A 21,680-nucleotide genomic window follows, 5' to 3' on the forward strand; every position below is an offset into this window, starting at 1 on the left:
TCCTTTCAGCGATCAGCAAAACGATCCGGTTAGCAAACGAAAGGACACGGCATGGCCCACCTGCTACGCATCGTGATGATTCACGGCCACCTGGAAGGCGTGGTCGAACTGAGTGTGGACGGCCACACCAATATTTGCGGCACCAACGCCTCCGGTAAAACCACGCTACAGCGCCTGGTGCCGGTGTTTTACGGCGAGTTACCCAATAAGGTCGTGCCCAAAACGCGCATGAAGTTTGATGCGTTTTACCTGCCCAATCGCAACAGCTACCTGGTGTACGAGTACCGCCGCGAAGCGGGCAATATCTGCCAGGCGGTGCTCACGCGGAAACAAGAAGGCGGGGTAGAGTACCGCTTTGTTGGCGCGCCCTACCAGCCGGAAGATTATCTGGTCGAGAGCGATGCGGGCGTGGCGGCGCTGGACTACACCGAATGGGCCAGCGGCCTGCGCCGCAGCGGCACGCCGGTGTCGCCCAAGCTGGGCGCGACTTCTGAATTTCGCTCGGTGATCCAGAACGACTTTACCCAACTGCACGGTAACAGCCGCGACGGCCTCAAGCTGCGCCAGATCGCCGCGCAGTTCAGCCTGGTGAAGCCCGAGCGCCGCATTCGCCATATCGAAAAGCTGGTCTCGGCGGTGCATGCCAAAGAGGGCAAGATGGACACCCTTAAAACCATGCTGGCGGCGATTTTCGAAGAGGATGGCGTTGAACTCCCGGTGACCCGGATTCGCAACACCAAGGCCCGGGAGTGGATTGCCCAGATGCGACAATCCATGCGCCTGGAACCGCTGCAGGCCTCCCTCGCCCGACTCGCCGGTATCGACCGTGAACTCGCCGACCTGGATGCCACGCTGTGGCAACTGAAGCCCCAACTGGAAGACGACCGCCAGCAGGCAGAGCGCCGCATGGCCGATGTGGATGCTGAGCTTGCCCGCCACCAGCGCGAGTTCCAGCAGCGGGAGAGCGACTATAGTGAGGCGCGGGATAAGCTGAACGATCGCCACAGCGAAGTGGTCAGCGATTTACAGCAGACCCAGCGCCGCCTCAACGACCTGCAAACCCAGTACGAGCACTACGCTGATGCGGACATGCCCGCCCTGGAGCGTGACATCAATGCGCTGCCCCAGTGGCGGGAGCAGCGCGACCAGCTGCAAAAGCACCTGAACGTGATGCAGGACGCGGTCAAAGAGAGCCAGGCGCGCCTGGACGGGCGGCTGCGCGAGCTTTCCGAAGCATTGGCCCGCCAGACCCGTGAATCCCAGGAACTGATCGACGCCCTGGTCGAAGAGAAAGCCTTGCGCCGGGAGCAGCAGTGGGAATCCGAACAGCAGCTCAACGAGCGCTACCAGCAGGAGCGCCAACGCCTGGAGGGCGAGTACCAGGCGCAGTTGGAACTCGGCGTCGAACAGCTAGCCGAACTAAAAGCGCAGCTCTCGCTTTCGACCCAGACCGCCGAAGAGGCTTCCGAGGCGGAGCTTGCCCAGGCGCGCCTGGATCAGGCCCAGCAGGAGCGCAACGCATCGGCCGCTACCCTGGATGGCCTGCGCCGGGAGTTTGAAAGCCGCAAACGCGAGCGCGACAGTGCCGAACAACAGCTGGTGCAACTTCGCCAACAGCTGGAGCGTGCCGAGCAGCGCTGCTTCGCGCTCTATCAGCAGCGCGACCCGGAGCAGGGCAGCCTGCGCCATTTCCTGCGCTATCACCGCCCCGGTTGGGAGCAGCAGTTAGGCAAGGTGATTGCGCCAGAGCTGCTGGAGCGGCGTGACCTCGCCCCGCAGTTGGCCGAAGGCGCAAGCGATGACCTGTTCGGGCTGGCGCTAGATCTTTCCGCCATTGCTTTGCCCGATTACGCCCAGGATGAAGCCAGCCTGCTGGCCGCCATCGAAGAGGCGGATGGCGCCAAACGCCGGGTGCAAACGGAAAGTCAGGCCGCCGAGAAATCCCTCAAACAGCATAACGAGCGGGTGCAGCAGGCCGATGAAGCCCAGGATCAGGGCCGCATGGCCCACAAGCGCGCCGAGCAGGAAGTCGAGTTTGCGATAGAGGCCCGCCGCCAGCAGCAGGAGCGCCACACCAAGCGCCAGCAGGAGCGTCGCGCAGCGCATCAGACTGCGTTAGCCAGCCAGGAGCAGGCGCAAAAGGAGCTGCGCGAAGAGAAACAGCAGGCGCTTGCCGCTCTCAGCGAGACCCACCAAAGCCAACTGCTAGAGCTCAAGGCCGACGGCCAGAGCCAGGTGGATAGCCTGGATGCCCAACTGCGCCAGTATAAGCAGCAGTTGAGCGACGCCAATGCCGAACACAAGCGCCAGCGTGCGGAACTGGAAGAGGCCTTTAGCCAGGAACTGGCCGAGCAGGGCGTCGACCCCGCCAAGCTAAAAGATACCAAGGAGCGGCTGGCAAGCCAGGATGAACGCATTCGCGTCACCGCCGCCCGTCAGGATGAACTCACCGAATACACCCGCTTTATGCGCGTCGAGTGGGGCCAGCACAAGCCGCAGCTAGTCGCGCAAGAAGCCGAGCTGGAGCAGGCGGAGCAAAAGCTGCAGCGCGATAAAGAACACCTGAAAAACGACTTTCAGGCCGCGCGCAAAACCCACCAGAGCACGGTCAGTACACTGAAAACCCATCGGGAGAGCGAATACGCCTGCCTGGAAGCCTTGAAGCCGCTACTCACCCAGCTGGAAAGCTTGGCCATCGAGCCCGACGGCCAGGCGCCCGGCACGCCACTGGGCGATGTGGAAGAGCGTATTGAGCGCGCCCGCCAGGCCCTGGGCAATCGCCACCAGCTCATCGAGCAGCTACGCCGTGGCTGCCTGGAGGTCGAAAGCCAACTGATCAAGGACGCCAGCAGCGGCTTCGCCGAAGCGCTGGAGAGCGAACGCAGCAAGCTGCAGAGCGATAACCCGCGCTTACAGCTGCCGCTATTGCGTGACATGCTCAAACTGCTCGAAGATCAACAGCAGCAGCTGATTCAGGAAGGGCGCAATCTGAGCGACGACCTGGATAAGTTTTTCACCGTGTTCCGCGATTTGAACCGGCGCATCAGCGCTCAAAGCCGCCGGCTTTCTGAAGAGGTCGCCGATGACCTGCGCCTGGAAGGCATCACCAAGGCCGAAGTGCGCATCCAGTCCACCATCGATGAACTGGGCTTCTGGGAGCCGCTGAAACTGTTCGCCCAGCGCTACAAAGAGTGGCGGGAATCCGGCCAGACGCTGCCCAGCGACGATTACCTCAACGCCCTGGCGGACGTGGTCGATTTGCTGCGCAGCGACCAGCAGTACAGCTTCGAAAGCCTGCTGCGTCTGGAGCTGCACCTGAATGAAGGCGGCACCGATCTGGTGATCAAAAACGACCGCCAACTGCTGGAGTCCTCCAGCCACGGCATGGCGTATCTGATTCTGTGCAAGTTCCTACTCGCCTTTACCCGCTTGCTGCGCGGCGATGCGGAAATCGCCATCCACTGGCCCATCGATGAGATCGGCACTCTGGCGTACCACAACGTCGAAAAACTGTTCGACGCCTGCGACAGCAACCGCATTCATATTGTCGGCGCGTTTCCCAACCCCGAATCCGATGTGTTGCTACTGTTCGCCAACCGCTACCTGATCGATCGCGATGAGGCCAACCCCAACAAGCGGGTGTTAAAACGCATTGAGCCACGGCTAAGCCGCCTGGCCGAACGGCTCCAGGAACGTCAGCAGGAGGTGACGGTATGATCGAACATGGCCCACTGCTAGAGCGCCTGCTGGCCGGGGAGTTTGTCTGCCCGATCAGCGATGAGAGCGGCTATCGCCATCTCACCAATGAAGAGACCCGGGAGGAGATTGATACCTACCTGCGGCCGCTTAACCGCCGCCTGGCCAGCAACGAAGAGGGCAGCGTCTACTTTCTAGCTTGGCGTCAGCTCAATGACAACGCCCGGGATCAGCTCTCCCGCCAGCTCGGTGACACGCTCAACAGCCTGCTGCCGCTGCTGGAATGGCTGCAACTGGTTCAAGAGGCGCTGGGCCGCGATACCCTGGCTGCCCCCGGCGACGTACTCAAACCCGCCGAATTCAGCGCCAAGTGCGAAGACAACCAGAGCCTGCGCGAACGCCTGGAGCGCCTGGCCACCGACAGCTTTTTCGGCTCCCAAAGCGACCAGCTCGATGCCCAGGTAAAGCAGGTCTTCAAGCGCCTGAAAGAGCACGGCTACCTGCTTCAGCCCCATTCAGAGCGGCAGGTATTCGTGGTCACCGGCAAGATCGACTACCTGGTGGATCTGGTGCGCTTTATTCGCGATGAAGAGAACCTGCCTATCGAAGAGGGCAGCGAGGAGGGCTCCGGTTCCCAGGAGGCCCTGTTGTGAGTTCGAACGGAGAACATGCCCTGGAAAGCCGCCTGCTCAAAACCGGCAGCGAACGGCTGGCGCTGCTCGGCAAGCACGCCGATGTACTGATGCAAGCCTACACCCGCGATGAAGTGCCGCTGGAATCACTTAGCGATAGCGCGCTGCGTAAGCTGCTGGCAGCGCGCATTCTATGGCGACCGGATGAGCAGAGCGGCGTGAAGCTGGCGCCCAAGGTGCGTGAGCTGATCGCCGAGATGCTCGCCGACGAGACCCGCCGCCATGTGAACGCCGATGTAGCGGAAACCCTTGAGCTGATTCGTGCCCTGGTACACAGCTACCGGGAGGCGCGCAGCCGCGGCGAACACTGGCGGCTGGAGCAGCAGTTGATGCGCCTGCGCCAGGAGGTCGATGACCTGAACGGGCGCTTCGCCGATGCCATCGACAGCTTATGGCAGCGGCTGAATAGCGACTTTGGTTTTGTCAGCCAGCTCAACGACAAGATCCGCGAAAACGACCGCGCCCAGAAGCAGATCGCGAGGCTGCTAGATGGCCTAGCGCTGATCGACTTCGACGAGCTGATTGAGCTGGTGGGCAGCGACGGCAGCCTGCGCAAGCTATTGATCAGCCTGCTTCAGCAGCAGTTAAGCCAGCACTACACCGGTTTGCGCGAAGTTCAGCGGCGCTTGATCGAACTAATGGCGCGCTTTCGCAAGCAGCAGGCGCGCAGCCGCCTGATCAGTGGCATGGCCGCCTTTATGCGCGAACACCCAGGCTTTGTGCCCGGCAACTATGCCCGGCGAAGCGAGGTGCCAGGGCTGGTCAATCAAGCCGCACCGCTAAGCGCCGCCGCCGCCCCGGCGCTGGATCGCAACCTGGATAGCCGGTTGCTCGCCGAGCTGCTGCACCAGCTACCCCAACCACGCCACACCACCCAAACCGTTGAAGCCGCGGCCCCTGCCCAAGCCCAAGAGAGCAGCTTAGCCGCCGCCCGCCAGCAGGCGCTCAAGCAGGATGTGGAGCACTTCTATTTGAGCGTGATCGACCAGCCCCAGGCGGAGCCGGTCAGCGCCCTTGAGTACCTACACGAAAGCCCGCTGGAATGGCCGGAGGAAATCTGGCTGTTCCAGGTGATTTCCGAATACCAAGGCCTGCCGCGCAGCGACCAGAAGGCGTTTCGACTCAAACAGCAGGAGAGCCAGGCCAGCCAATTCAATCACCTGCGCCTAATCCACGATGTAGAACTGCAGCTGGCCGTATGAACCTACCCGGTCGGGCCCGCAATGGGCTAAACGGCGTCGCCCGCGAACTGCTCCGCAAGCCCATAGTAGAAAAGCCCCGTGGCCAATGGGTAAACGACGTGGTGGCCTGGTGCCACCAGCACGACATCGACCTGGCCACGCGAATCAACGGTAAAGCGCTGCGCTTTGACGCCGCCTTGTTGGCCCAGATCAATGACGTGTTAGAGAGCGCCCGCATAGCGCCTCTAGGCCGCTCGCTCAGCGGCCTGAGCAGCATCGACCAGGCGAAAGAGGGCATAGGTGAAGATAAAGCCAGCCGCGAAAGCCCCCGTGCGCGACGGATACTCGTCAGCTTTCCGCCGCAGCCAATAGCGGGGCTTGCCAGTGAGCCCCGCGCTATTCGCGATGTGGATATACTGGGATTAAAACTGAGCGCGTTTAGCGCCCTGGTTCAGGTCGAAAACCTGGACAGCTTCTATGTGTTGTCGCCGGAACAACCAGCGCTAAGCGGCTACACAAATCCGCTGGTTGTCTACCTTGGTGATAGCTATTACGGCGGCGGTTTCTCCTTGCTGGCCGAGGCTTGGTACAAAACCCATCGACCACATATCTACGTCGGTGATTTCGATCCCAAAGGCGTAAGCCAAGCAATGGATAGTAACGCCACTCACTTGCTCCTGCCCAACATCGAATGGCTCACCCAAAACGCCACGTCGCTGCACGTGCCTGCTGAACAGTTTCCTTATCAGCGTAGGTTGCGTAAGCATCTTGCCGCGTTGCCTTCCGCTCATCCATTGCGTGAGTACCTGACGCTGTTGCTGGAAAAGCAGCGGGGGTTGAAGCAGCAATGGTTGGGTGGGGAAATGGTGTGTGTGGGGCTGGTGTAAGTGCCTATCTATGTGTCGCGAAGCCCACACAGTTGTGCTCTTCATCCACAGGCGCATTGCCGAGTGATACGCATGCGTCAGTATGATGGAAACCGGCAAAACTCGCGGGCACGCGAATTTTGGATATGTCACCAAATTTTGCTTTGCTCACAACAGAAACAATGGGATAGAGTCAATTATTGCGGCAGCATAACCTCAATCAATGTGCCTTCGTGTTTATTGAGATTATGCAGCTGGCTATATAACCACTGTTACAACGTCATTATCGCCGTTTGAGGTCGCGGTAGAAATTTTCGTGTGAGCCCAGAGCCATCAGTTCAAGTACAAGGGCGCCCCCATCAAAGCTGTAACCTAGCAGAGTCAGCTGCTTGTTCATTTTGAATTTATGGACTCGTAGAAAGGCCAGATCCCCTTTCTTTTGTTCTCCGATGTTGGGGTTGGCCATAAGCGCCTTAACGGCCGAATCAAGGTCCTTTTTCTGATTGGGTTTGAGCTTCTTCACTGCTTTCTTGAATGTAGGGGTTTGTAATACACTTGTAGCCTTAACCAAAATCGTAGGTCTCCAGCTTTCCGGCGTCTCGCTCTGCCTGCGCGATAATGGCTTGCCTCACAAACTCGTAGGGTAAATCGGGGTTATCTTCCATCATTTCACCGATTTTCGCCCAATGTTCTATTTGCTTGGGCGGAGTCCGGTTAAGCGCTTTGGCTATAATAGTGGCTTTTTCAATTAGGTTTTGATCTAAGCGAATGCTGTTCGTAGCCATCTGTACCTCCGACGTTGACTTGCCTCAATTGTAGCAATGCGCCACACTTGAGACAAGTTGTAACAAAGCGCTGTTGTCGGGCTGCTTTTCCGCTGGCGCTACAAAGCAGCCGCAAAGCGCGGCGTTAGATTGACAAGGAATTATCGTGGAACCTGAAAATAAATATAGAGTGTTGATGGATGAGCGCTGGGAACTGGACGACCTGTACAGCTTTCCATATGCGTACTCTCAAACGTATTCCTTTATTTATTGCTTTGATTCTATTCAAGACCCTAAAAATGCCAAGCGCATTGACGTGGCACTCGAAAACTATCCATGGCAAGGCGGATACAGCTACACAAACATCTATGTTGTTCTACAGCATCAAATACCGCCTACAGACCGTCCGAAGATTGCAGAAATTAGATATGCATCTCCAGGCTGGATGGACATCTTTTTAAACCCTGATGTTGCGATGAAAATTGCAGCATCTGTCGGTGCTCTCATCGGATTGGGTGTTACTGCTGTAGAGGCATATAAACGAATAGACAAGGCTCGGTTGGAAATTGCTAAGAATCGTAAAATGCAGCAAATGGAATTTGCCGACTTTTCGGCGAATGAGGCTAAGTTTCTGAATTCCATGTCAGAAGAGATCTGCAAAAATCTTGGGTTTGAAAGTCTTCAGCAGCTTCAGGCTCGCACTAAAAACCCGGAAGTTACTCTTAAAATTTTAATGGCGCATCACAGAAGGATCAGTAAGCTTGCTGAATTCGTACGGGAAGGAAAGATTAAGCTACCGATTGACCGTGCGAACTAAATCTAACAAATTTATGCAGATTGTTCCGGACCAGAGGCCCTCCACCGGACGCACTTTAGTGCGCCACTTATCAAAACGTTATACAGTTCGCGTAGTGAACATTGGCGCGCCTTCAATTTCGTTGAGCTAATCGCAGATAAATAATTTCTAATATATACCTCCCTGCAAAGGATACGATTGTGATATGACGGTAACAGGGACAAAAAATAGATTGCCCCTGTTACCTGAAATTACGCGTCAGCGCCGCCTAGTACATTGTCTAGTTGCATTTCTTTCAACACTCGGTCTTGGATGGGTTGTTTGGCAGCGTTAATTTCAGCAACCCCCCAAACCAAACCGACCGCCGTGCGTGTAGGGCGTTTACCAGCAGGCATATCTGCAAGCGCCAAATAAGTATCCACGACCATCTGTGGATTAGGTGCTTGATCGCTCTGCATAAATTTACCGAACTCCTCAAACATAGCGGTAGGAATATTTGCCAACTCACCATAGCTGTCCAATACGTCTGTGCGTGATGGTTGCTGTCCTGATGCACTCAGACCTGTCGGGAACGGCCCCGGCTGCACTATGGCAATGTCAATACCGAAGGGCGCCACTTCGTAGCGTAAGCCTTGAAGGTAGCCTTCCAAAGCATGTTTGGTGGCGGCGTAGGTAGAGAAATACGGCGCTGAAATCTGGCCAACCATGGATGAAGTGTTAATGATCAGTCCGGACTTGGCCTCACGCATAGCGGGTAAAACAGCCTGTATAGTGCGCATAGCACCATAGTAGTTGGTTTCCATCTGCTCTCTGGCTTGGGCAATGCTAAATGCCTCCGTAATGCCGAGATACATCACGCCTGCATTGTTAAGCAAAATATCAATTTTGCCCGCTTTTGCCAGCACACTTGCAATGGCCGTTTTGACAGATTCGTCATTGGTGACATCCATATCAACAACATGAATGAAATCGCTATACGCTTCCAGCTCGGCCTTCATTGCGGCATTTTTGCCTTCTGTACCACGCATAGTGGCGAACACTTGATAGCCTTTATCTGCAAAGTCTTTTACTGATTTTTGCCCAAACCCACTACTGCTTCCGGTGATAACTATGTTTGCTTTTGCGTCAGTCATTTTTCTTTCCTACCAGGTTGCTAATTAAATACCGATTGGTACAATAATGAGTAAGTGATTGCGTGTCAAATTAAAATACCAGGCGGTATAAAAATGAGTTCAAATCCAACCAAACCTTCGAGGGGGCGACCCAAGACCCTGGATCGAGACCACGTTCTGGATGTGGCAATGGAGGCCTATTGGAAAGAGGACATCGGCAACTTGTCCCTGAATGAAGTTTGCAGGAGATCAGGTGTATCAAAGCCAGGGCTTTATCGTGAATTTTCGAACGAAGATGGCCTTATGAAAGCAGTCATTATTAGGTATCAGGAACAAATACTAAACCCTGTACAGCAGATGTTGCACAGTGAAAATTCGTTTCGAGAGACGCTTGATAGCCTCGTATCATTTGCCACTTCAGCTAGCTGTCATCATGAGTCTCCAATGGGATGCCTTTTTATTAAAATGCGTGAATCACGTTCGCACTTGGGTGAAGCAACACGATCTCAGGTTGATTTCCTTGAGGAGCAAGCGTTAACTGCTTTCAAGAAATGGGTGGAGCGTTCAAAGGCCAAAGGTGAGTTTTCTGCAGATATGTCATCAGAGTTTGCAGCAACCTATATCGATGCACAGATAAGCTCTGCTTCGTCACAGCTTGCTCGTGGTGAGGATCCGAAAATTGTGAAGAAGATACTGTCAGTCGCTTTTTCTATGTTGGGATGAGCATGCCGGTCAGTTAGATATTTGTGCAAGAAGCACGCATTCGCTGATTTGAGGTAAAAGAGAGCTTATTTCAATTCTGTTTGGTGGGCGCAGGGCAATGCATAGCAAACCACTACAAATTGAAATTTTACTCTCTTCCCTCCCAAAATTCTGGGAGGGGGGCGTTAGCTACAAGGAAACAACATGACTCAATTTTTGAATGAGTTCGGTCAGCATGTCGGGAAAACACTTGCGAACTGGGAGGAGCCCACTCGCCCTTCGCGAGAGCCAATGGATGGCCGCTTCTGCCGCTTGGAGCCGCTTGATCCAGAGCGCCATGCTGAAGAGCTATATGCTGCGAACGCGCAGGATCACGATGGGGGGAGTTGGACCTATCTTCCCTATGGCCCTTTTGGCTCCTTTGAACGCTATCAAACATGGCTTCAGACAATGAACCAGAGCGATGACCCATTGTTTTTCACGATCATTCAGAATTCGGATGGCCGAGCCGTGGGCGTTGCGAGCTATCTGCGAATCATGCCAGCGAGTGGCTCCATCGAAGTTGGTCATATCCGTTTTTCGGAACAGCTCAAACGAACCCCTATCGCTACGGAGGCCATGTTCTTGATGATGAAAAGAGCTTTCGAGCTGCGCTATCGGCGCTATGAGTGGAAATGCGATGCTTTGAATGCACCTTCGTGCGCTGCCGCCAAACGCTTCGGGTTTAGGTATGAAGGCACTTTTCGTCAAGCCACAGTGTACAAAGGGCGTAACCGGGATACCGCGTGGTTCTCCGTTATCGATACTGAATGGCCGGTTTTGTTTCGGGCATTTTCACAATGGCTAGCGCCAGATAATTTTGATGAGTTCGGTGAGCAGCGAGCCCGGCTGAGCGAGTTAACCCAAGAAGCCCTTCGACAATAGCCGTGAAGAGCGGCAGCCACTCACCGCAAGTGCAGGTTGCAGGTTTAGGACTACGCTAGGCTTCGTCCTCGCCGCAACTGCAAGCATTATGGTTTTAATATTAAATGCTATAATAACAAACTGCACCCACCAAGCTTGTAGTATGTATATAGACCTCAATTGCATTAATGTACGTCTGATAATCATTATAAAAGCACTACTGTTTAAATTTAGATAGCTGACAATTCACCACCTTGTTCTTAAAGAGGGTGCATAAGCGAGATTACGAACAAGATATGAACCTACTATTCCTCGGCACCTCCGCCGGAGTACCAACAAAAAACAGAAATGTCTCCGGGGTCGCTTTACGAGAGAGCAAAGGGAAGGGCTGGTACCTGATCGATTGCGGTGAGGGCACCCAGCATCAGGTCTTGCATACGAAGCTGTCGTTCCATTCGCTGAAAGCCATTTTGATTACCCACGTGCACGGCGACCACTGCTATGGGCTGCCGGGCATACTGGCGAGTGCGGGAATGGGCGGACGGAAAACGCCGCTGACCATTGTGGCGCCAGCAGGCATCAAGGCGTGGTTGGAGGCTACCTGTGAGGCCACGCATCTATGCTTGCCCTTCACCCTGGAGTTTATCGACTCGGACGAGCTGCCAAACGTTGAGTTTGAGCATATTGAGGTTGCCACCTACACGCTTTCACACCGGGCGCCGTCCTATGCTTATGGGTTTACGGAGACAAAGGTCGATGCTGCCTTGGACGTGGATAAGCTAGCGCAAAAGGGGATTCCGAGAGGGGCGCTGTGGGGGCAGCTGCAGCAAGGGTTTGATATTGAGTTTGAGGGTGAGCGGTTAAAAAGCCATGACTACCTGATCTTCAAACATAAGCCGAGGAAAGTGGTGATTGCGGGGGACAATGACCAGCCTGACTTGTTGTTTGCGGCGTGCGCGGGCGCACAGGTGTTGGTGCATGAAGCCACCTACACCGAAGAGATGGCCCAGAAGGCCGGTGATGTGGGGCATAGCTACGCCAAGCTTGTCGCGGCGTTTGCCGAATCAGTACAGCTGCCCAACCTGGTGCTGACGCACTTTAGTCCCCGTTACCAGCTCAACCCCCATGCATCGCCTTCCATTGAGGAGATCCGTGAAGAGGCCCAGCACGTCTATTCGGGTTCGCTTTACCTGGCGCGGGATTTTGGCGAATACACTCTGGATAAATCGGGTCAGTTTTCTGAGATAGAGAGCGAGTAGTTTTTTGTATATGTCCTATGCGACGACCTAACATTGCTGCTAGAAAGCAGTTACTTCAGCATCAAAACGCCTCGCTTTCCTGTTCGTTTGACTGCTCGCGTTTACTCATAAAGTCTGCAGTGACACTTTCGCCATCAAACCAGCTGTCCCAAGCTTCACCTACGGGGGCGATCAAGCGCGCGCGACCCAAGGCAATAACTTCAACGCGTTTAACGTTTTCAGGCAGCGCGAGGGATTTCGGCATGCGCACCGTTTGACTGCGGTTGCTTTTAAACACCGTTGCCTTTTCCATGGAAGTCTCCATATCTGTACTGCCGTTAATCACTATATACACGTACCATGCTTTCTTTAGTTTGATCGAATTTTTAGATATGTCGAAGGGATATACAAATGCAGAAGGTAAGAATTGACCTAGTATCCGATGTAGCCTGCCCGTGGTGCGCGATCGGCTACCGCCGCTTGGAACAAGCGCTAGAGACCCTTGATGGTGAGATCGACGTTGAGCTCTTCTGGCAGCCCTTCGAGCTCAACCGGGATATGCCACCCGAGGGTGAGCCGATTCTGGAGCACTTATGCCGCAAGTACGGCAAGGATGCTGCCAGCATGGAGCAGGCCCAGCACGAGATTATAAAGGTGGCCGAAGAGCTTGGATTAAATTTCCGTGGCGCCCAGGAGCGTCGGGCGAACAATACCTTCGATGCCCACCGCGTGCTTGCGTGGGCCGCAACGCAGAACCTGGAGACGCCCCTGCAATTGGCACTGTTTGATGCCTACTTCGGTGAGGCGAAAAACCCTTCAGATCCCACTGTTCTGCGAGAGAAGGCCATTGAGGTTGGGCTTGACGGCGACGCCGCCGAGGCCATCGCCCGCTCCGATCAGTATGCAGACGAAGTTCGCGCGGCAGAACAGCGATTCATGGACGCAGGGGTTAGCGCCGTGCCGGGATTCATCCTTGACGGGCGCTACCTGATTTCGGGCGCCCAGCCAGCTGAAGTGCTTGTCGATGCGCTTCGTCAGGTGGCCGAAGAGAACGCCAACCGCTAACAGGGAGTAGCCGCAATAAGATGAGCGTCGTGCTGAACGGCAATGCAAGCATGAGGCAATGAGACATTAAGGGGGCAGCGACCATGTTGAAGCAGATCGAGGCGGGTGTATTGAGCATTGCCTATTTTGATAACGGCCCGCCAAACGGGACGCCAGTCTTGCTGCTTCACGGCTTTCCATATGATGTGCATGCATATGATGCGGTGAGCTCTGTTTTGATTTCGAAAGGCTGTCGTGTAATCGTGCCTTATCTGCGTGGGTATGGGGCAACGCAGTTTTTAAATTCAGATACCCCTCGCTCCGGTCAGCAGGCAGTGCTTGCGCACGACCTTCTTGCATTGATGGATTCACTTGAGATTTCGAAGGCTGTGCTCGCTGGATATGACTGGGGCGGTCGCGCTGCTTGTATATTATCTGCTCTTTGGCCTGAGCGTGTTCAAGCGCTTGTGTCGGTAGGTGGTTATAACATTCAGGACATTCCAGGATCGACCAAACCTCAGATTCCGGAAAATGAATACCGTTATTGGTATCAGTACTATTTTCACTCTGAAAGAGGGCGGGCAGGGCTATCTCAAAACCGTCGTGAGCTCTGTAAACTTCTTTGGCGGCTTTGGTCACCCACCTGGAATTTTACGGACGAAGATTTCGACCAGACCGCTGTCGCATTCGATAATCCAGACTTTGTTGACGTGGTGATTCATTCATACCGGCATCGCTTTGGACTGGTTCCTGGAGACCCTTTAGTCGAAGAAACCGAACAGCGTCTGACCAAGTTGCCCAAAATATCCGTGCCAACTATTTCGTTAGATGGACACGACGATGGCGTTGCCCCTTTAGCCGGATCTGCGGATCATCATCATTTCTTCACCGGCCAGTATGAGCACAGAGTGATGCCCGGGGTTGGTCACAATTTCCCGCAAGAAGCGCCACGAGAATTTTCCGAAGCGGTGTTATCTACCATATAAGCGGAAGGGTTAAACACAGAGAAATGAAGTTGGAAACGCCGCGCATGCAAAGAGGCTTCGGCTTATTCTTGGTCGATGGAAACAACCCCATCCAAGTGCCTCGATTGCCTTCCAAAGCGTCTAGCTTCACATCGGTGCCGTCGAGCCTCCATCAACTCGGCGGTACGGCGCACGCCTTCGGGGGCGAAGACGAGGTCGTTTTCGCTATACAGCATCAGTGTCGGTGCTTCGATAGGGGAAGTCTCACTTCAAAACTTTGCTTTTATTCCGAGCGTAAATTTTTATTGGTGCGCGATGCGCAACGCGCTACAATACCTCATGATTAAATCATTCCGTCACAAAGGACTGAAACGGTTCTACGCTAGTGGCAGCACTGCTGGTATACAGGCAGATCACGCTAAGAAGTTGCGTATGCAGCTTGCTGCTCTAGATACGGCTATTTCGGTGGAAGACATGGATATCCCCGGCTTTCGGTTGCATCCGTTGAAGGGGAAAGACAAAGAGCGATGGTCGATTTGGATCAACGGAAATTGGCGCATGACCTTCGAATTCCGGGACGGCAACGCTTATATTCTTGATTATGAGGATTATCACTAATGACAATGCATAACCCACCGCATCCTGGCGAATTTATTCGGGAGGTTTACCTAGAGCCCTTTGGTATCAGTTCACGCCAGCTTGCTTCCAGTTTGGGTGTATCGCCCTCTACGCTTTCACGGTTGCTGAAAGGAGGTAGTGGCATTAGCCCTGAAATGTCTTTGCGTTTGTCGAAGGTTCTTGGTCGTTCCCCGGAGAGCTGGCTGGCAATGCAGGATACATATGACCTGTGGATGGCTCGCAGCACAATTAATTTGGACGATCTTCACCCTTTGGATTTTGAAGCCGCCTAAATAGCGCTGGCTCCTAGAGAAGCCAGCGCTCAATCCCTTACTGCAAAAACTCACGCAACGTATCACTCGCCTGGTCAATGGATAGCACACCATCCAGGTGGCCTCGGTTACCTTCCAGAGTTTCAAGTGTCACCTCGGTGCCGTCAGCTTCAATCAACTCGGCGGTACGGCGCACGCCTTCGGGGGCGAAGACGAGGTCGTTTTCGCTATACAGCATCAGCGTGGGGGCGTCGATTGCTTCAAGCCCGGCTTCTAGAGAGTCGCCGTGGCCTGCCACAAAGGTTTGGTTGGCTTGAACCAAGTATAGGAAATGGTTGGCATCAGACGTTTTTGCACGGGCGGCAGCGATATCATCCAGCGTTTGTTCGATCGCGTAGCGGGCGTCGATATCCTGGGCAGGGTCGCGCGCTTCATCCGCCCAGTCACGGTTAAAGGTTTCGTTGGCCCACTGCCAGTGGTTGGCGTTGAGCGTCACCAGCTTAAGCGCTTCTTTTAAACCATCGGTGGGCGGCTCGCCGTCGTAGTAGTTGCCCCCGTTCCAGTTGGCATCCAGTTGAATCGGCGCTGCCCAGGCGCTCAGCGTCGCTATCAGCCAGGGGTCGGCAACGCCGGCACCAATCACGGAGATAAGGCGTTCGACCCGCTCAGGGTAGGCGCTGGCCCACTCGATGGCCTGAAGGGCGCCCATTGAGGCTCCCATCACCGCATGCAGCGATTCAATGCCTTGGCTCTCTAGCAGCTCGCGCTGGACCTCTACAAAATCACGAATGGTGACGACCGGGAAGTCCATTCCCCAGGGTTCGTCGGTTTCTGGGTTGATGGAAGCGGGCCCCGTGGTGGTGACGTTGGGGTCATTGGCGTTCAGGTTTACCAGGGTATCCGATGAAATAATGAAGTACTCATCGGTATCCAGTGGTTTGCCGGGGCCAATGATCGCATCCCAGTAGCCGGGCGGCTCGCCATCTGCCTCATAACGGCCCGCCGCATGGCTGGTGCCTGAGAAGAAATGGGTAATCAGAATGACGTTATCCCGGGCGTCGTTGAGCTCGCCATAGGCTTCCCAACCCACCGTCACGTTGGGAATCGTCTCGCCGCTTTGGGTAGTGAAACTGTCCATTTCGAAGGTTTGTTTCTCAACGACACCATCCCAGGCCCAAAGAGGGAAAGTCAGCAGAAGACCAAGACCCGAGCAGAGCGTTGCCGTTAATAGCGTTTGTCGTGTAGATGCCATTGGGTTGCCTTAAGAGAGGGATTGTTGTGATTGTTTTTGACCGCTATCGCAGCCACCCTCTCAGCGTAGTAGACCCTAGCGCATTTTAAACGGATTCAACCCGTTGGCTTGCTGCATCATCATTCGCTTGGCAAACGGGAAGCGCTCGGCGAGCTGCAAGCTTAAATCACCCAGTTGGCGCAGCGGTTTGGCGCCGGTAAACAGGTGGTGGAAGCTGTCGGTAGCAGCGATCATTGCTTGGTTGGCCGCGCGGCGTTGGCACTCGAAGCGGAGTAGGTTGACATAGTCACCTGGGTCGCGGCCTTGGATAATGATCTCGGCGAGTGTGTCGGCGTCGTGCAGGCCGATATTTAACCCCTGGCCCGCCAGCGGGTGCACCACGTGGGCGGCGTCGCCAATCAGCGCTAAGCGCTTGCCGATATAGCGCTGGGCATGCTGGCGCTTAATGGGGAAACTGGCCCGTGCGACGATACGGGTGAGCTTGCCCAGGCGAGAAGGAAAGGCCGTTTCAATGGCCGTTTTGAGCGCTTCGTCGTCCAGCTGTTCGCGGCCTTTGGTGGCGCCGTCGCTGTCGTACCACACCAAGGAGGCGCGCTGGCCGGGTAGCGGCAGCATGGCTAGCGGGCCGGTAGGGGTAAAACATTGCCAGCTGACATCCTGCTGGGGCAGTTCGGTTTCTACGTTAATGATCATCGCCCGCTGGTGGTAGTCATAGCTGCTAACGCTGATACCCGCTAGCTCACGCAGGGTCGATTGCGCGCCGTCGGCCCCCACTATTAGCCGCGCGCTTAGGGTTTTGCCGTTATCCAGCTCCAACAGGCGGGCAGAGGTGGCGGCGATAGTGCTCAACGGCGCGCAATGGGTGTAACAGGTAACGCTGGGCAGCTGTTCCAAACGCTGCCAGAGCGAGTATTGCAGGGTAAGGTTTTCGACGAAAATACCGAAGTCTTCCATGCCGCTTTCTTCAGCGGAAAACAGCGAGTGGCCTGAGCCATCCTGGTTAAAAACATCGATATGCCGAAAAGGGCAGCTGCGTTCTTCGGGCAGCGCTGTGCCGCTGGCTTTGATAAACGCGAGAGAGCGCGCATTCAGCGATGAAATCCGCAGATCGTAATCGCCACTCGGCGCGGTGGGTGGGCCATCACGCTCAACCAGGCCAATCGAGAAGCCCGCGTGGCCTAGGCGGGCAGCAAGCGCAGCGCCCACCATGCCGCCACCGACAATAATAATGTCATGGTCCTGCTGCATAAGAGTATCTCCTGGGTGCACAATAACCGTTGAAGGGCGCGTTGCATGGCCCGCCGATGTTCTACAGTATCACTGACTCATAACCACATTGCCTAGAGGTGAACTATTGACGCAGGCCGTGGAAATTGCAAAAAACGCTACCCAGGCGGGTGAGGAACTGGCTGATTTTATTCAGCGCTACCCTAAGCTGTGGGTGATTACCGGTGCGGGCGTGAGTACCGATAGTGGCATTCCCGACTACCGTGATGCCGATGGCCAGTGGAAACGCTCGCCACCGGTTCAGCACGGCGACTTCATGGGCTCGCATGCCGTGCGCCAGCGTTACTGGGCTCGCGCGCTGGTGGGCTTCAAGGCGCTGCGCGAGGCGCAGGTCAGCGGGGCGCATCAGGCGCTTGCGGCGCTCGAACGCATGGGCTTTGTGGAAATGCTGGTCACTCAGAACGTCGACCGCCTGCACCAGCGGGCGGGCTCCAAAAAGGTCATCGATCTGCACGGCCGAGCCGATACGGTTAGCTGTATGAGCTGCGGCTACCACATGATGCGCCACGCCATGCACAGTGAAATGGCGCAGCTGAATCCACGCTTTGCTGCGCTTGATGCAGGCCATGCGCCGGATGGCGACGCCGACCTGGAAACCGACTTTTCCGGCTTTACGGTGTTCGACTGCCCGCGCTGCGGCGGCATCCTCAAACCGGACGTGGTGTATTACGGTGATGTGGTCCCGCCAGCAAGGCGGCTCGCCGCCCAGGCAGGCTTGCAGAATGCGGAGGCGGTACTGGCCGTGGGGACATCATTGATGGTCTATTCCGGCTACCGCTTCTGCCGTGATGCGCATGGGATGGGCCTGCCTGTTGCATCGCTCTCTCTTGGCGTCACACGGGCTGACGCGCTATTGACCCACCAGTGGCGTGCGCCGTTAACGCCGGTACTTGAACAGGTTGTGAGCTGCTTAAAGGGTGCTTAGCTAGTTCATCAGCGCTAGCGCGCTTTCGATACCCACGGATTATCTTCCAACCAAAGCCGCCAGGGGGCATCGCGGTGCTCGGGCTGGGCGTAATCAATACCCACGCGTGGCCCGCTAGCAATAGCCCCAGCAGCAATTTCGGCGTTATGTGTCGCTTGGCTAATCCACAGCTTTCCAGCCTGAGTCATATCATGGCCATACAAGGCTTTATCAATACTGAGGGCACGCGTGAGCTTGCCGGGGCCGTTGCTGAGTTGTTTGCCCACGGCTTGACGGGTGGCGCGCATGGCGGCCTCGTTGGTCGTGGGTTCCACTGCACGAATCAATACCGCGCAGGGCGAGCCTTCCGACTCAGTCACCACGTTCAGTAGCCAGTGCATGCCGTAAACGAGATAGACATAGGCGTGGCCAGCAGGCCCGAACATCGCTTCGGTGCGCGGTGATCGACGCCGGTGGGCATGGCAAGCGGAGTCTCCAGCGCCGCAATAGGCCTCTGTCTCAACAATCTTTGCAGCCATCCGTTCGCCGTTATGTTCGCGCACCAGCCAGCAGCCGAGCATGTCTCTCGCCACTACAAGGGTGTCGCGGTTATAAAAATTCCTTGGGAGCGGCGTTAGTACGCGCTCGTTAACACTTGGCATGTTGGACAATATCGCTTCGGCGTTTAGTTGAGTAAAATGCTAGGGTATTAGCTGACGAAAGCCAATAGACGCGGAGTTAAACGTGCTGTCATTTGAACATCTCTATTCCACGTTACCTGAACCCCTTTGGGTTGCCACCCAAGTAACGCCCGTGGCCGACCCTGAGCTCATTGCCTTTAATGCCCCGCTTGCCGAAGAGCTGGGCGCAAAAGAGATACCTGACTCAGCAACGCTGGCCCAGTGGTTTAGCGGCAACCAACCCATGCCGGATGCCAAGCCGGGCGCAATGGGTTACGCAGGCCACCAGTTCGGCAACTTTGTGCCGCAGCTGGGTGATGGTCGTGCGCTGCTGCTGGGTGAAGTGATCGATCAGGATGGCGTTCGCCGTGATGTGCAGCTAAAAGGCAGCGGCCGCACGCCGTTTTCCCGCGGTGGCGATGGCCGTTCGCCGTTAGGACCGGTGCTGCGTGAATATCTGGTCAGCGAGTTTATGGCTGCTATGGGGATTCCCACTACGCGTGCCCTTGCGGCCGTTGCGAGCGGCGAGCGCGTGGTCCGGCAAATGGCCGAGCCTGGCGCCGTTTTTACCCGCGTGGCAAGCAGCCATATTCGCGTAGGCACCTTTCAGTTTGCCGCTGCACAGCGGGATGAAGCATTGCTCAAAGCGTTGGCCGATCATGTCATTGAGCGCCATTACCCCGAAGCCGCCTCGGCAGAAGACCCCTATATGGCGCTGCTGGAAGCCGTGGTTGCTCGCCAAGCCGTATTGATTGCCCGTTGGATGAGCATCGGCTTTATCCATGGCGTGATGAATACCGACAACTGCAGCATTGCTGGGGAAACCATCGATTACGGCCCCTGCGCCTTCATGGAGCAGTTCGACCCGCAAAAAGCGTACAGCTCGGTTGACCAGGGCAAGCGCTATGCGTTTGCCAACCAACCCGCGATTGCCCAGTGGAACCTGGCGCGCTTTGCCGAAACATTGCTGCCGCTGATGCGCGAAGAAGGCGATGCGCTGGTGGAACAGGCCACTGACGCCATTCGCCGCTTTGATCCGTTTTTTGCTGCTGAGCGCCGCCGATTACACGCCAATAAACTCGGCCTGGCGGAGGAGAGCGACCAGGCAATGCCACTAATGGAAGGGTTGGAAAGCCAGATGCAGCAGGGGCGGATGGATATGACCGCGACGTTTGATGCGCTGACCCACTACGCTGCCTCGCTGAGTGACGAGCATCGCGAAGCGCTGCTGTCGCTAACCACCCAGCCCGATGCGTTAGCCGCGTGGCTGGATAACTGGCGGGCCGAGCAGGTAGCCAGTCAAGATAGCCAGCGCCTAGCTGCCATGCGCCACGCCAACCCGATCATTATTCCCCGCAACCACCGCGTTCAGGAAGTCATTGATGCCGCTTACGATGGTGACTTTGCGCCGTTCCACACACTGCTGGACGTCGTTACCCAGCCGTTTGAGGATTCAACTGAGGCGCGTCGTTTAGCGGCGCCTGCCACGGAAAGTGAGCAGGTGCTGAGAACATTCTGCGGCACCTGATGCTGTGATAAACTGTGGTTTTTTACAGGTGGAAGGCTAGCCAGTGCGCAAAATCATTCACTGCGACTGTGACTGTTTTTACGCTGCGGTGGAGATGCGCGATAGCCCCGCGTTGCGGGATATCCCGATTGCCATTGGCGGCAGCGTCGAGCAGCGCGGGGTGGTGGCAACCTGCAACTACCCTGCACGGGCGTTTGGCATTCACTCGGCGATGCCCATGAGCCAAGCGCTCAAGCGCTGCCCGCATTTGACGTTGATTCGCGGTGATATGGCCAAATACAAAACGGTTGCCCGGCAAGTGTTTGCGATTTATCGCGAAGTGACCGAGCTGATTGAGCCTCTCTCCCTGGATGAGGCTTTTTTGGATGTCTCAGAGGTCACCCAGCATCACGGTAGCGCTACGCTAATGGCCGAAGCCATCCGCGGACGGGTCAGCCGTGAAGTGGGTATCACTGTTTCAGCGGGTGTCGCGCCCAACAAGTTTCTAGCCAAAATTGCCAGCGACTGGAACAAGCCCGACGGCCTGTGCGTGATTACGCCGGATAAAGTCGATAGCTTTGTCCAGCAACTGCCGGTGAAGAAAATCCACGGCGTTGGCCCCCGCACGGCAGAAAAAATGGCCGGGCTGGCTATTCACACCTGCGCTGATTTACGCACTCGCCCGCTGACCGAGTTGGTCGAGCACTTTGGTCGTTTTGGAAGACGGCTGCACGAACTAAGCTGGGGAAGGGACGAGCGCCCGGTGAAAACCCACCGCGAGCGCAAGTCAATCAGCACCGAGCAGACCTACGCTCAGGATTTGCCCACCCTTGACGCCTGCCGCCGTGAGCTACCGGCGCTGATCGATGATTTAGAGCGCCGTTACGCCCGGCTTGACCCGCCCCTGCCGGTGCGCGGCCTAATCGTCAAAGTGAAGTTTAACGACTTTACCCAAACTACTGTCGAGCACGCCGACCCGGCGCCCAACCTTGAGCAGTTTGAAACCCTGCTTAACGTTGGCTGGGCACGGGGCGAGCGACCGGTGCGCCTGTTGGGCGTGGGCTATCGGCTGGCGGAGAATAGCCAGGAGCATCAGCTGTCGCTGTTTTAATTAGCCTGTTAACCCTTTGCCCGATTGACCACGCGCCAGGAGTGCGTTAAAACAGTCGTATGATAGTTCGAACTGCTCTTTTTCTGTTTG

At 55.9% G+C, this 21,680-nt stretch carries 22 protein-coding genes; 15 read left to right on the forward strand and 7 right to left on the reverse strand.

Going from position 1 to position 21,680, the window contains the following annotated elements; translation table 11 throughout:
- The first annotated feature begins 51 nt into the window (after positions 1–51).
- Genes RZA33_RS15290 through RZA33_RS15305 form a run of 4 tightly spaced genes read left to right on the forward strand, consistent with a single transcriptional unit; the run spans position 52 to position 6,456 of the window.
- On the forward strand, positions 52–3,717 hold the full coding sequence (locus RZA33_RS15290) for an ATP-binding protein (RefSeq protein ID WP_317508573.1): 3,666 nt from the start codon (positions 52–54) through the stop codon (positions 3,715–3,717).
- A complete protein-coding gene (locus RZA33_RS15295; RefSeq protein ID WP_280105705.1) occupies positions 3,714–4,349 on the forward strand; it encodes a condensin complex protein MksE in 636 nt (211 codons plus the stop codon). The genes RZA33_RS15290 and RZA33_RS15295 overlap by 4 nt, the downstream gene beginning before the upstream one ends.
- Positions 4,346–5,590, forward strand: a complete 1,245-nt coding sequence (locus RZA33_RS15300) for a hypothetical protein (RefSeq protein WP_317508574.1) — start codon at positions 4,346–4,348, stop codon at positions 5,588–5,590. Before RZA33_RS15295 ends, RZA33_RS15300 begins: the two co-directional genes overlap by 4 nt.
- Positions 5,587–6,456 carry a hypothetical protein gene (locus RZA33_RS15305; RefSeq protein WP_317508575.1) on the forward strand — a complete coding sequence of 290 codons (870 nt, stop codon included), beginning with the start codon at positions 5,587–5,589 and terminating at the stop codon, positions 6,454–6,456. Before RZA33_RS15300 ends, RZA33_RS15305 begins: the two co-directional genes overlap by 4 nt.
- Positions 6,457–6,718: 262 nt before the next feature.
- Here RZA33_RS15305 and RZA33_RS15310 read toward each other — a convergent pair whose 3' ends face one another.
- Both RZA33_RS15310 and RZA33_RS15315 read right to left on the reverse strand, forming a co-directional pair.
- Positions 6,719–7,006: a type II toxin-antitoxin system RelE/ParE family toxin gene (locus RZA33_RS15310; protein ID WP_317508576.1), complete on the reverse strand. Its 288-nt coding sequence runs from the start codon at positions 7,004–7,006 to the stop codon at positions 6,719–6,721.
- Positions 6,999–7,220, reverse strand: coding sequence for a TA system antitoxin ParD family protein (locus RZA33_RS15315; RefSeq protein ID WP_317508577.1), 222 nt, complete (start codon positions 7,218–7,220; stop codon positions 6,999–7,001). Before RZA33_RS15315 ends, RZA33_RS15310 begins: the two co-directional genes overlap by 8 nt.
- A 145-nt stretch (positions 7,221–7,365) precedes the next feature.
- On the opposite strand from RZA33_RS15315, the gene RZA33_RS15320 reads away from it, so the two are divergent.
- Positions 7,366–8,016: a hypothetical protein gene (locus RZA33_RS15320; RefSeq protein WP_317508578.1), complete on the forward strand. Its 651-nt coding sequence runs from the start codon at positions 7,366–7,368 to the stop codon at positions 8,014–8,016.
- Between the two features lie 230 nt (positions 8,017–8,246).
- Here RZA33_RS15320 and RZA33_RS15325 read toward each other — a convergent pair whose 3' ends face one another.
- Positions 8,247–9,128 carry an SDR family oxidoreductase gene (locus RZA33_RS15325; protein WP_317508579.1) on the reverse strand — a complete coding sequence of 294 codons (882 nt, stop codon included), beginning with the start codon at positions 9,126–9,128 and terminating at the stop codon, positions 8,247–8,249.
- Positions 9,129–9,221: 93 nt separating this feature from the next.
- Here RZA33_RS15325 and RZA33_RS15330 point away from each other — a divergent pair, with 93 nt between their 5' ends.
- The 3 genes from RZA33_RS15330 to RZA33_RS15340 all read left to right on the forward strand — a co-directional run bounded on the left by RZA33_RS15330 (position 9,222) and on the right by RZA33_RS15340 (position 11,971).
- Complete coding sequence (locus tag RZA33_RS15330; protein WP_273189691.1) at positions 9,222–9,830, forward strand: TetR/AcrR family transcriptional regulator; 609 nt, start codon at positions 9,222–9,224, stop codon at positions 9,828–9,830.
- Positions 9,831–10,013: 183 nt separating this feature from the next.
- A complete protein-coding gene (locus RZA33_RS15335; protein ID WP_317508580.1) occupies positions 10,014–10,733 on the forward strand; it encodes a GNAT family protein in 720 nt (239 codons plus the stop codon).
- 275 nt (positions 10,734–11,008) lie between these two features.
- Complete coding sequence (locus RZA33_RS15340; protein WP_317508581.1) at positions 11,009–11,971, forward strand: ribonuclease Z; 963 nt, start codon at positions 11,009–11,011, stop codon at positions 11,969–11,971.
- Between the two features lie 61 nt (positions 11,972–12,032).
- On the opposite strand, the gene vapB is transcribed toward RZA33_RS15340, so the two are convergent.
- Positions 12,033–12,263: a type II toxin-antitoxin system VapB family antitoxin gene (vapB, locus tag RZA33_RS15345; RefSeq protein WP_416337875.1), complete on the reverse strand. Its 231-nt coding sequence runs from the start codon at positions 12,261–12,263 to the stop codon at positions 12,033–12,035.
- A 98-nt stretch (positions 12,264–12,361) separates the two neighbouring features.
- On the opposite strand from vapB, the gene RZA33_RS15350 reads away from it, so the two are divergent.
- The 4 genes from RZA33_RS15350 (at position 12,362) to RZA33_RS15365 (ending at position 14,870) form a co-directional block, all read left to right on the forward strand.
- Positions 12,362–13,015 carry a DsbA family oxidoreductase gene (locus tag RZA33_RS15350; RefSeq protein WP_317508582.1) on the forward strand — a complete coding sequence of 218 codons (654 nt, stop codon included), beginning with the start codon at positions 12,362–12,364 and terminating at the stop codon, positions 13,013–13,015.
- Positions 13,016–13,098: 83 nt separating this feature from the next.
- The gene (locus tag RZA33_RS15355) at positions 13,099–13,980 is read left to right on the forward strand and encodes an alpha/beta hydrolase (protein ID WP_317508583.1); all 882 of its coding nucleotides are present in this window, start codon (positions 13,099–13,101) and stop codon (positions 13,978–13,980) included.
- A gap of 294 nt (positions 13,981–14,274) precedes the next feature.
- Positions 14,275–14,577 (forward strand): type II toxin-antitoxin system RelE/ParE family toxin, encoded by a 303-nt coding sequence (locus RZA33_RS15360; RefSeq protein WP_317508584.1) that lies wholly within the window; start codon positions 14,275–14,277, stop codon positions 14,575–14,577.
- Positions 14,577–14,870, forward strand: coding sequence for a HigA family addiction module antitoxin (locus RZA33_RS15365; RefSeq protein ID WP_317508585.1), 294 nt, complete (start codon positions 14,577–14,579; stop codon positions 14,868–14,870). The genes RZA33_RS15360 and RZA33_RS15365 overlap by 1 nt, the downstream gene beginning before the upstream one ends.
- A 37-nt stretch (positions 14,871–14,907) precedes the next feature.
- Here RZA33_RS15365 and RZA33_RS15370 read toward each other — a convergent pair whose 3' ends face one another.
- Together RZA33_RS15370 and RZA33_RS15375 are read right to left on the reverse strand one after the other, a co-directional pair.
- Positions 14,908–16,101: an E22 family MetX-like putative esterase gene (locus RZA33_RS15370; RefSeq protein ID WP_317508586.1), complete on the reverse strand. Its 1,194-nt coding sequence runs from the start codon at positions 16,099–16,101 to the stop codon at positions 14,908–14,910.
- Positions 16,102–16,176: 75 nt separating this feature from the next.
- Positions 16,177–17,349: a UbiH/UbiF/VisC/COQ6 family ubiquinone biosynthesis hydroxylase gene (locus RZA33_RS15375; RefSeq protein ID WP_317508587.1), complete on the reverse strand. Its 1,173-nt coding sequence runs from the start codon at positions 17,347–17,349 to the stop codon at positions 16,177–16,179.
- A gap of 106 nt (positions 17,350–17,455) precedes the next feature.
- On the opposite strand from RZA33_RS15375, the gene RZA33_RS15380 reads away from it, so the two are divergent.
- Entirely contained in the window at positions 17,456–18,313 is an 858-nt protein-coding gene (locus RZA33_RS15380; protein ID WP_317508588.1) for an NAD-dependent protein deacetylase, read from the forward strand.
- Positions 18,314–18,327: 14 nt separating this feature from the next.
- On the opposite strand, the gene RZA33_RS15385 is transcribed toward RZA33_RS15380, so the two are convergent.
- Positions 18,328–18,873: a DNA-3-methyladenine glycosylase gene (locus RZA33_RS15385; protein ID WP_317508589.1), complete on the reverse strand. Its 546-nt coding sequence runs from the start codon at positions 18,871–18,873 to the stop codon at positions 18,328–18,330.
- Positions 18,874–19,036: 163 nt separating this feature from the next.
- On the opposite strand from RZA33_RS15385, the gene RZA33_RS15390 reads away from it, so the two are divergent.
- Entirely contained in the window at positions 19,037–20,500 is a 1,464-nt protein-coding gene (locus tag RZA33_RS15390) for a protein adenylyltransferase SelO (protein ID WP_317508590.1), read from the forward strand.
- Positions 20,501–20,543: 43 nt separating this feature from the next.
- Positions 20,544–21,590 (forward strand): DNA polymerase IV, encoded by a 1,047-nt coding sequence (dinB, locus tag RZA33_RS15395; RefSeq protein ID WP_317508591.1) that lies wholly within the window; start codon positions 20,544–20,546, stop codon positions 21,588–21,590.
- Positions 21,591–21,680: the final 90 nt, after the last annotated feature.

Source organism: Halovibrio sp. HP20-59 (assembly GCF_033052795.2).
In the GTDB taxonomy this organism is placed as follows: Bacteria; Pseudomonadota; Gammaproteobacteria; order Pseudomonadales; family Halomonadaceae; genus Vreelandella.

What these genes read in the sequence shown, in the direction of transcription:
- RZA33_RS15290 (WP_317508573.1), top strand. Translation starts at nt 52, where the DNA reads ATGGCCCACCTGCTACGCATCGTGATGATTCACGGCCACCTGGAAGGC.
- RZA33_RS15295 (WP_280105705.1), top strand. Translation starts at nt 3,714, where the DNA reads ATGATCGAACATGGCCCACTGCTAGAGCGCCTGCTGGCCGGGGAGTTT.
- RZA33_RS15305 (WP_317508575.1), top strand. Translation starts at nt 5,587, where the DNA reads ATGAACCTACCCGGTCGGGCCCGCAATGGGCTAAACGGCGTCGCCCGC.
- RZA33_RS15315 (WP_317508577.1), bottom strand. Translation starts at nt 7,220, where the DNA reads ATGGCTACGAACAGCATTCGCTTAGATCAAAACCTAATTGAAAAAGCC.
- RZA33_RS15325 (WP_317508579.1), bottom strand. Translation starts at nt 9,128, where the DNA reads ATGACTGACGCAAAAGCAAACATAGTTATCACCGGAAGCAGTAGTGGG.
- RZA33_RS15330 (WP_273189691.1), top strand. Translation starts at nt 9,222, where the DNA reads ATGAGTTCAAATCCAACCAAACCTTCGAGGGGGCGACCCAAGACCCTG.
- RZA33_RS15335 (WP_317508580.1), top strand. Translation starts at nt 10,014, where the DNA reads ATGACTCAATTTTTGAATGAGTTCGGTCAGCATGTCGGGAAAACACTT.
- RZA33_RS15340 (WP_317508581.1), top strand. Translation starts at nt 11,009, where the DNA reads ATGAACCTACTATTCCTCGGCACCTCCGCCGGAGTACCAACAAAAAAC.
- vapB (WP_416337875.1), bottom strand. Translation starts at nt 12,263, where the DNA reads ATGGAAAAGGCAACGGTGTTTAAAAGCAACCGCAGTCAAACGGTGCGC.
- RZA33_RS15350 (WP_317508582.1), top strand. Translation starts at nt 12,362, where the DNA reads ATGCAGAAGGTAAGAATTGACCTAGTATCCGATGTAGCCTGCCCGTGG.
- RZA33_RS15355 (WP_317508583.1), top strand. Translation starts at nt 13,099, where the DNA reads ATGTTGAAGCAGATCGAGGCGGGTGTATTGAGCATTGCCTATTTTGAT.
- RZA33_RS15360 (WP_317508584.1), top strand. Translation starts at nt 14,275, where the DNA reads ATGCGCAACGCGCTACAATACCTCATGATTAAATCATTCCGTCACAAA.
- RZA33_RS15365 (WP_317508585.1), top strand. Translation starts at nt 14,577, where the DNA reads ATGACAATGCATAACCCACCGCATCCTGGCGAATTTATTCGGGAGGTT.
- RZA33_RS15370 (WP_317508586.1), bottom strand. Translation starts at nt 16,101, where the DNA reads ATGGCATCTACACGACAAACGCTATTAACGGCAACGCTCTGCTCGGGT.
- RZA33_RS15375 (WP_317508587.1), bottom strand. Translation starts at nt 17,349, where the DNA reads ATGCAGCAGGACCATGACATTATTATTGTCGGTGGCGGCATGGTGGGC.
- RZA33_RS15385 (WP_317508589.1), bottom strand. Translation starts at nt 18,873, where the DNA reads ATGCTCGGCTGCTGGCTGGTGCGCGAACATAACGGCGAACGGATGGCT.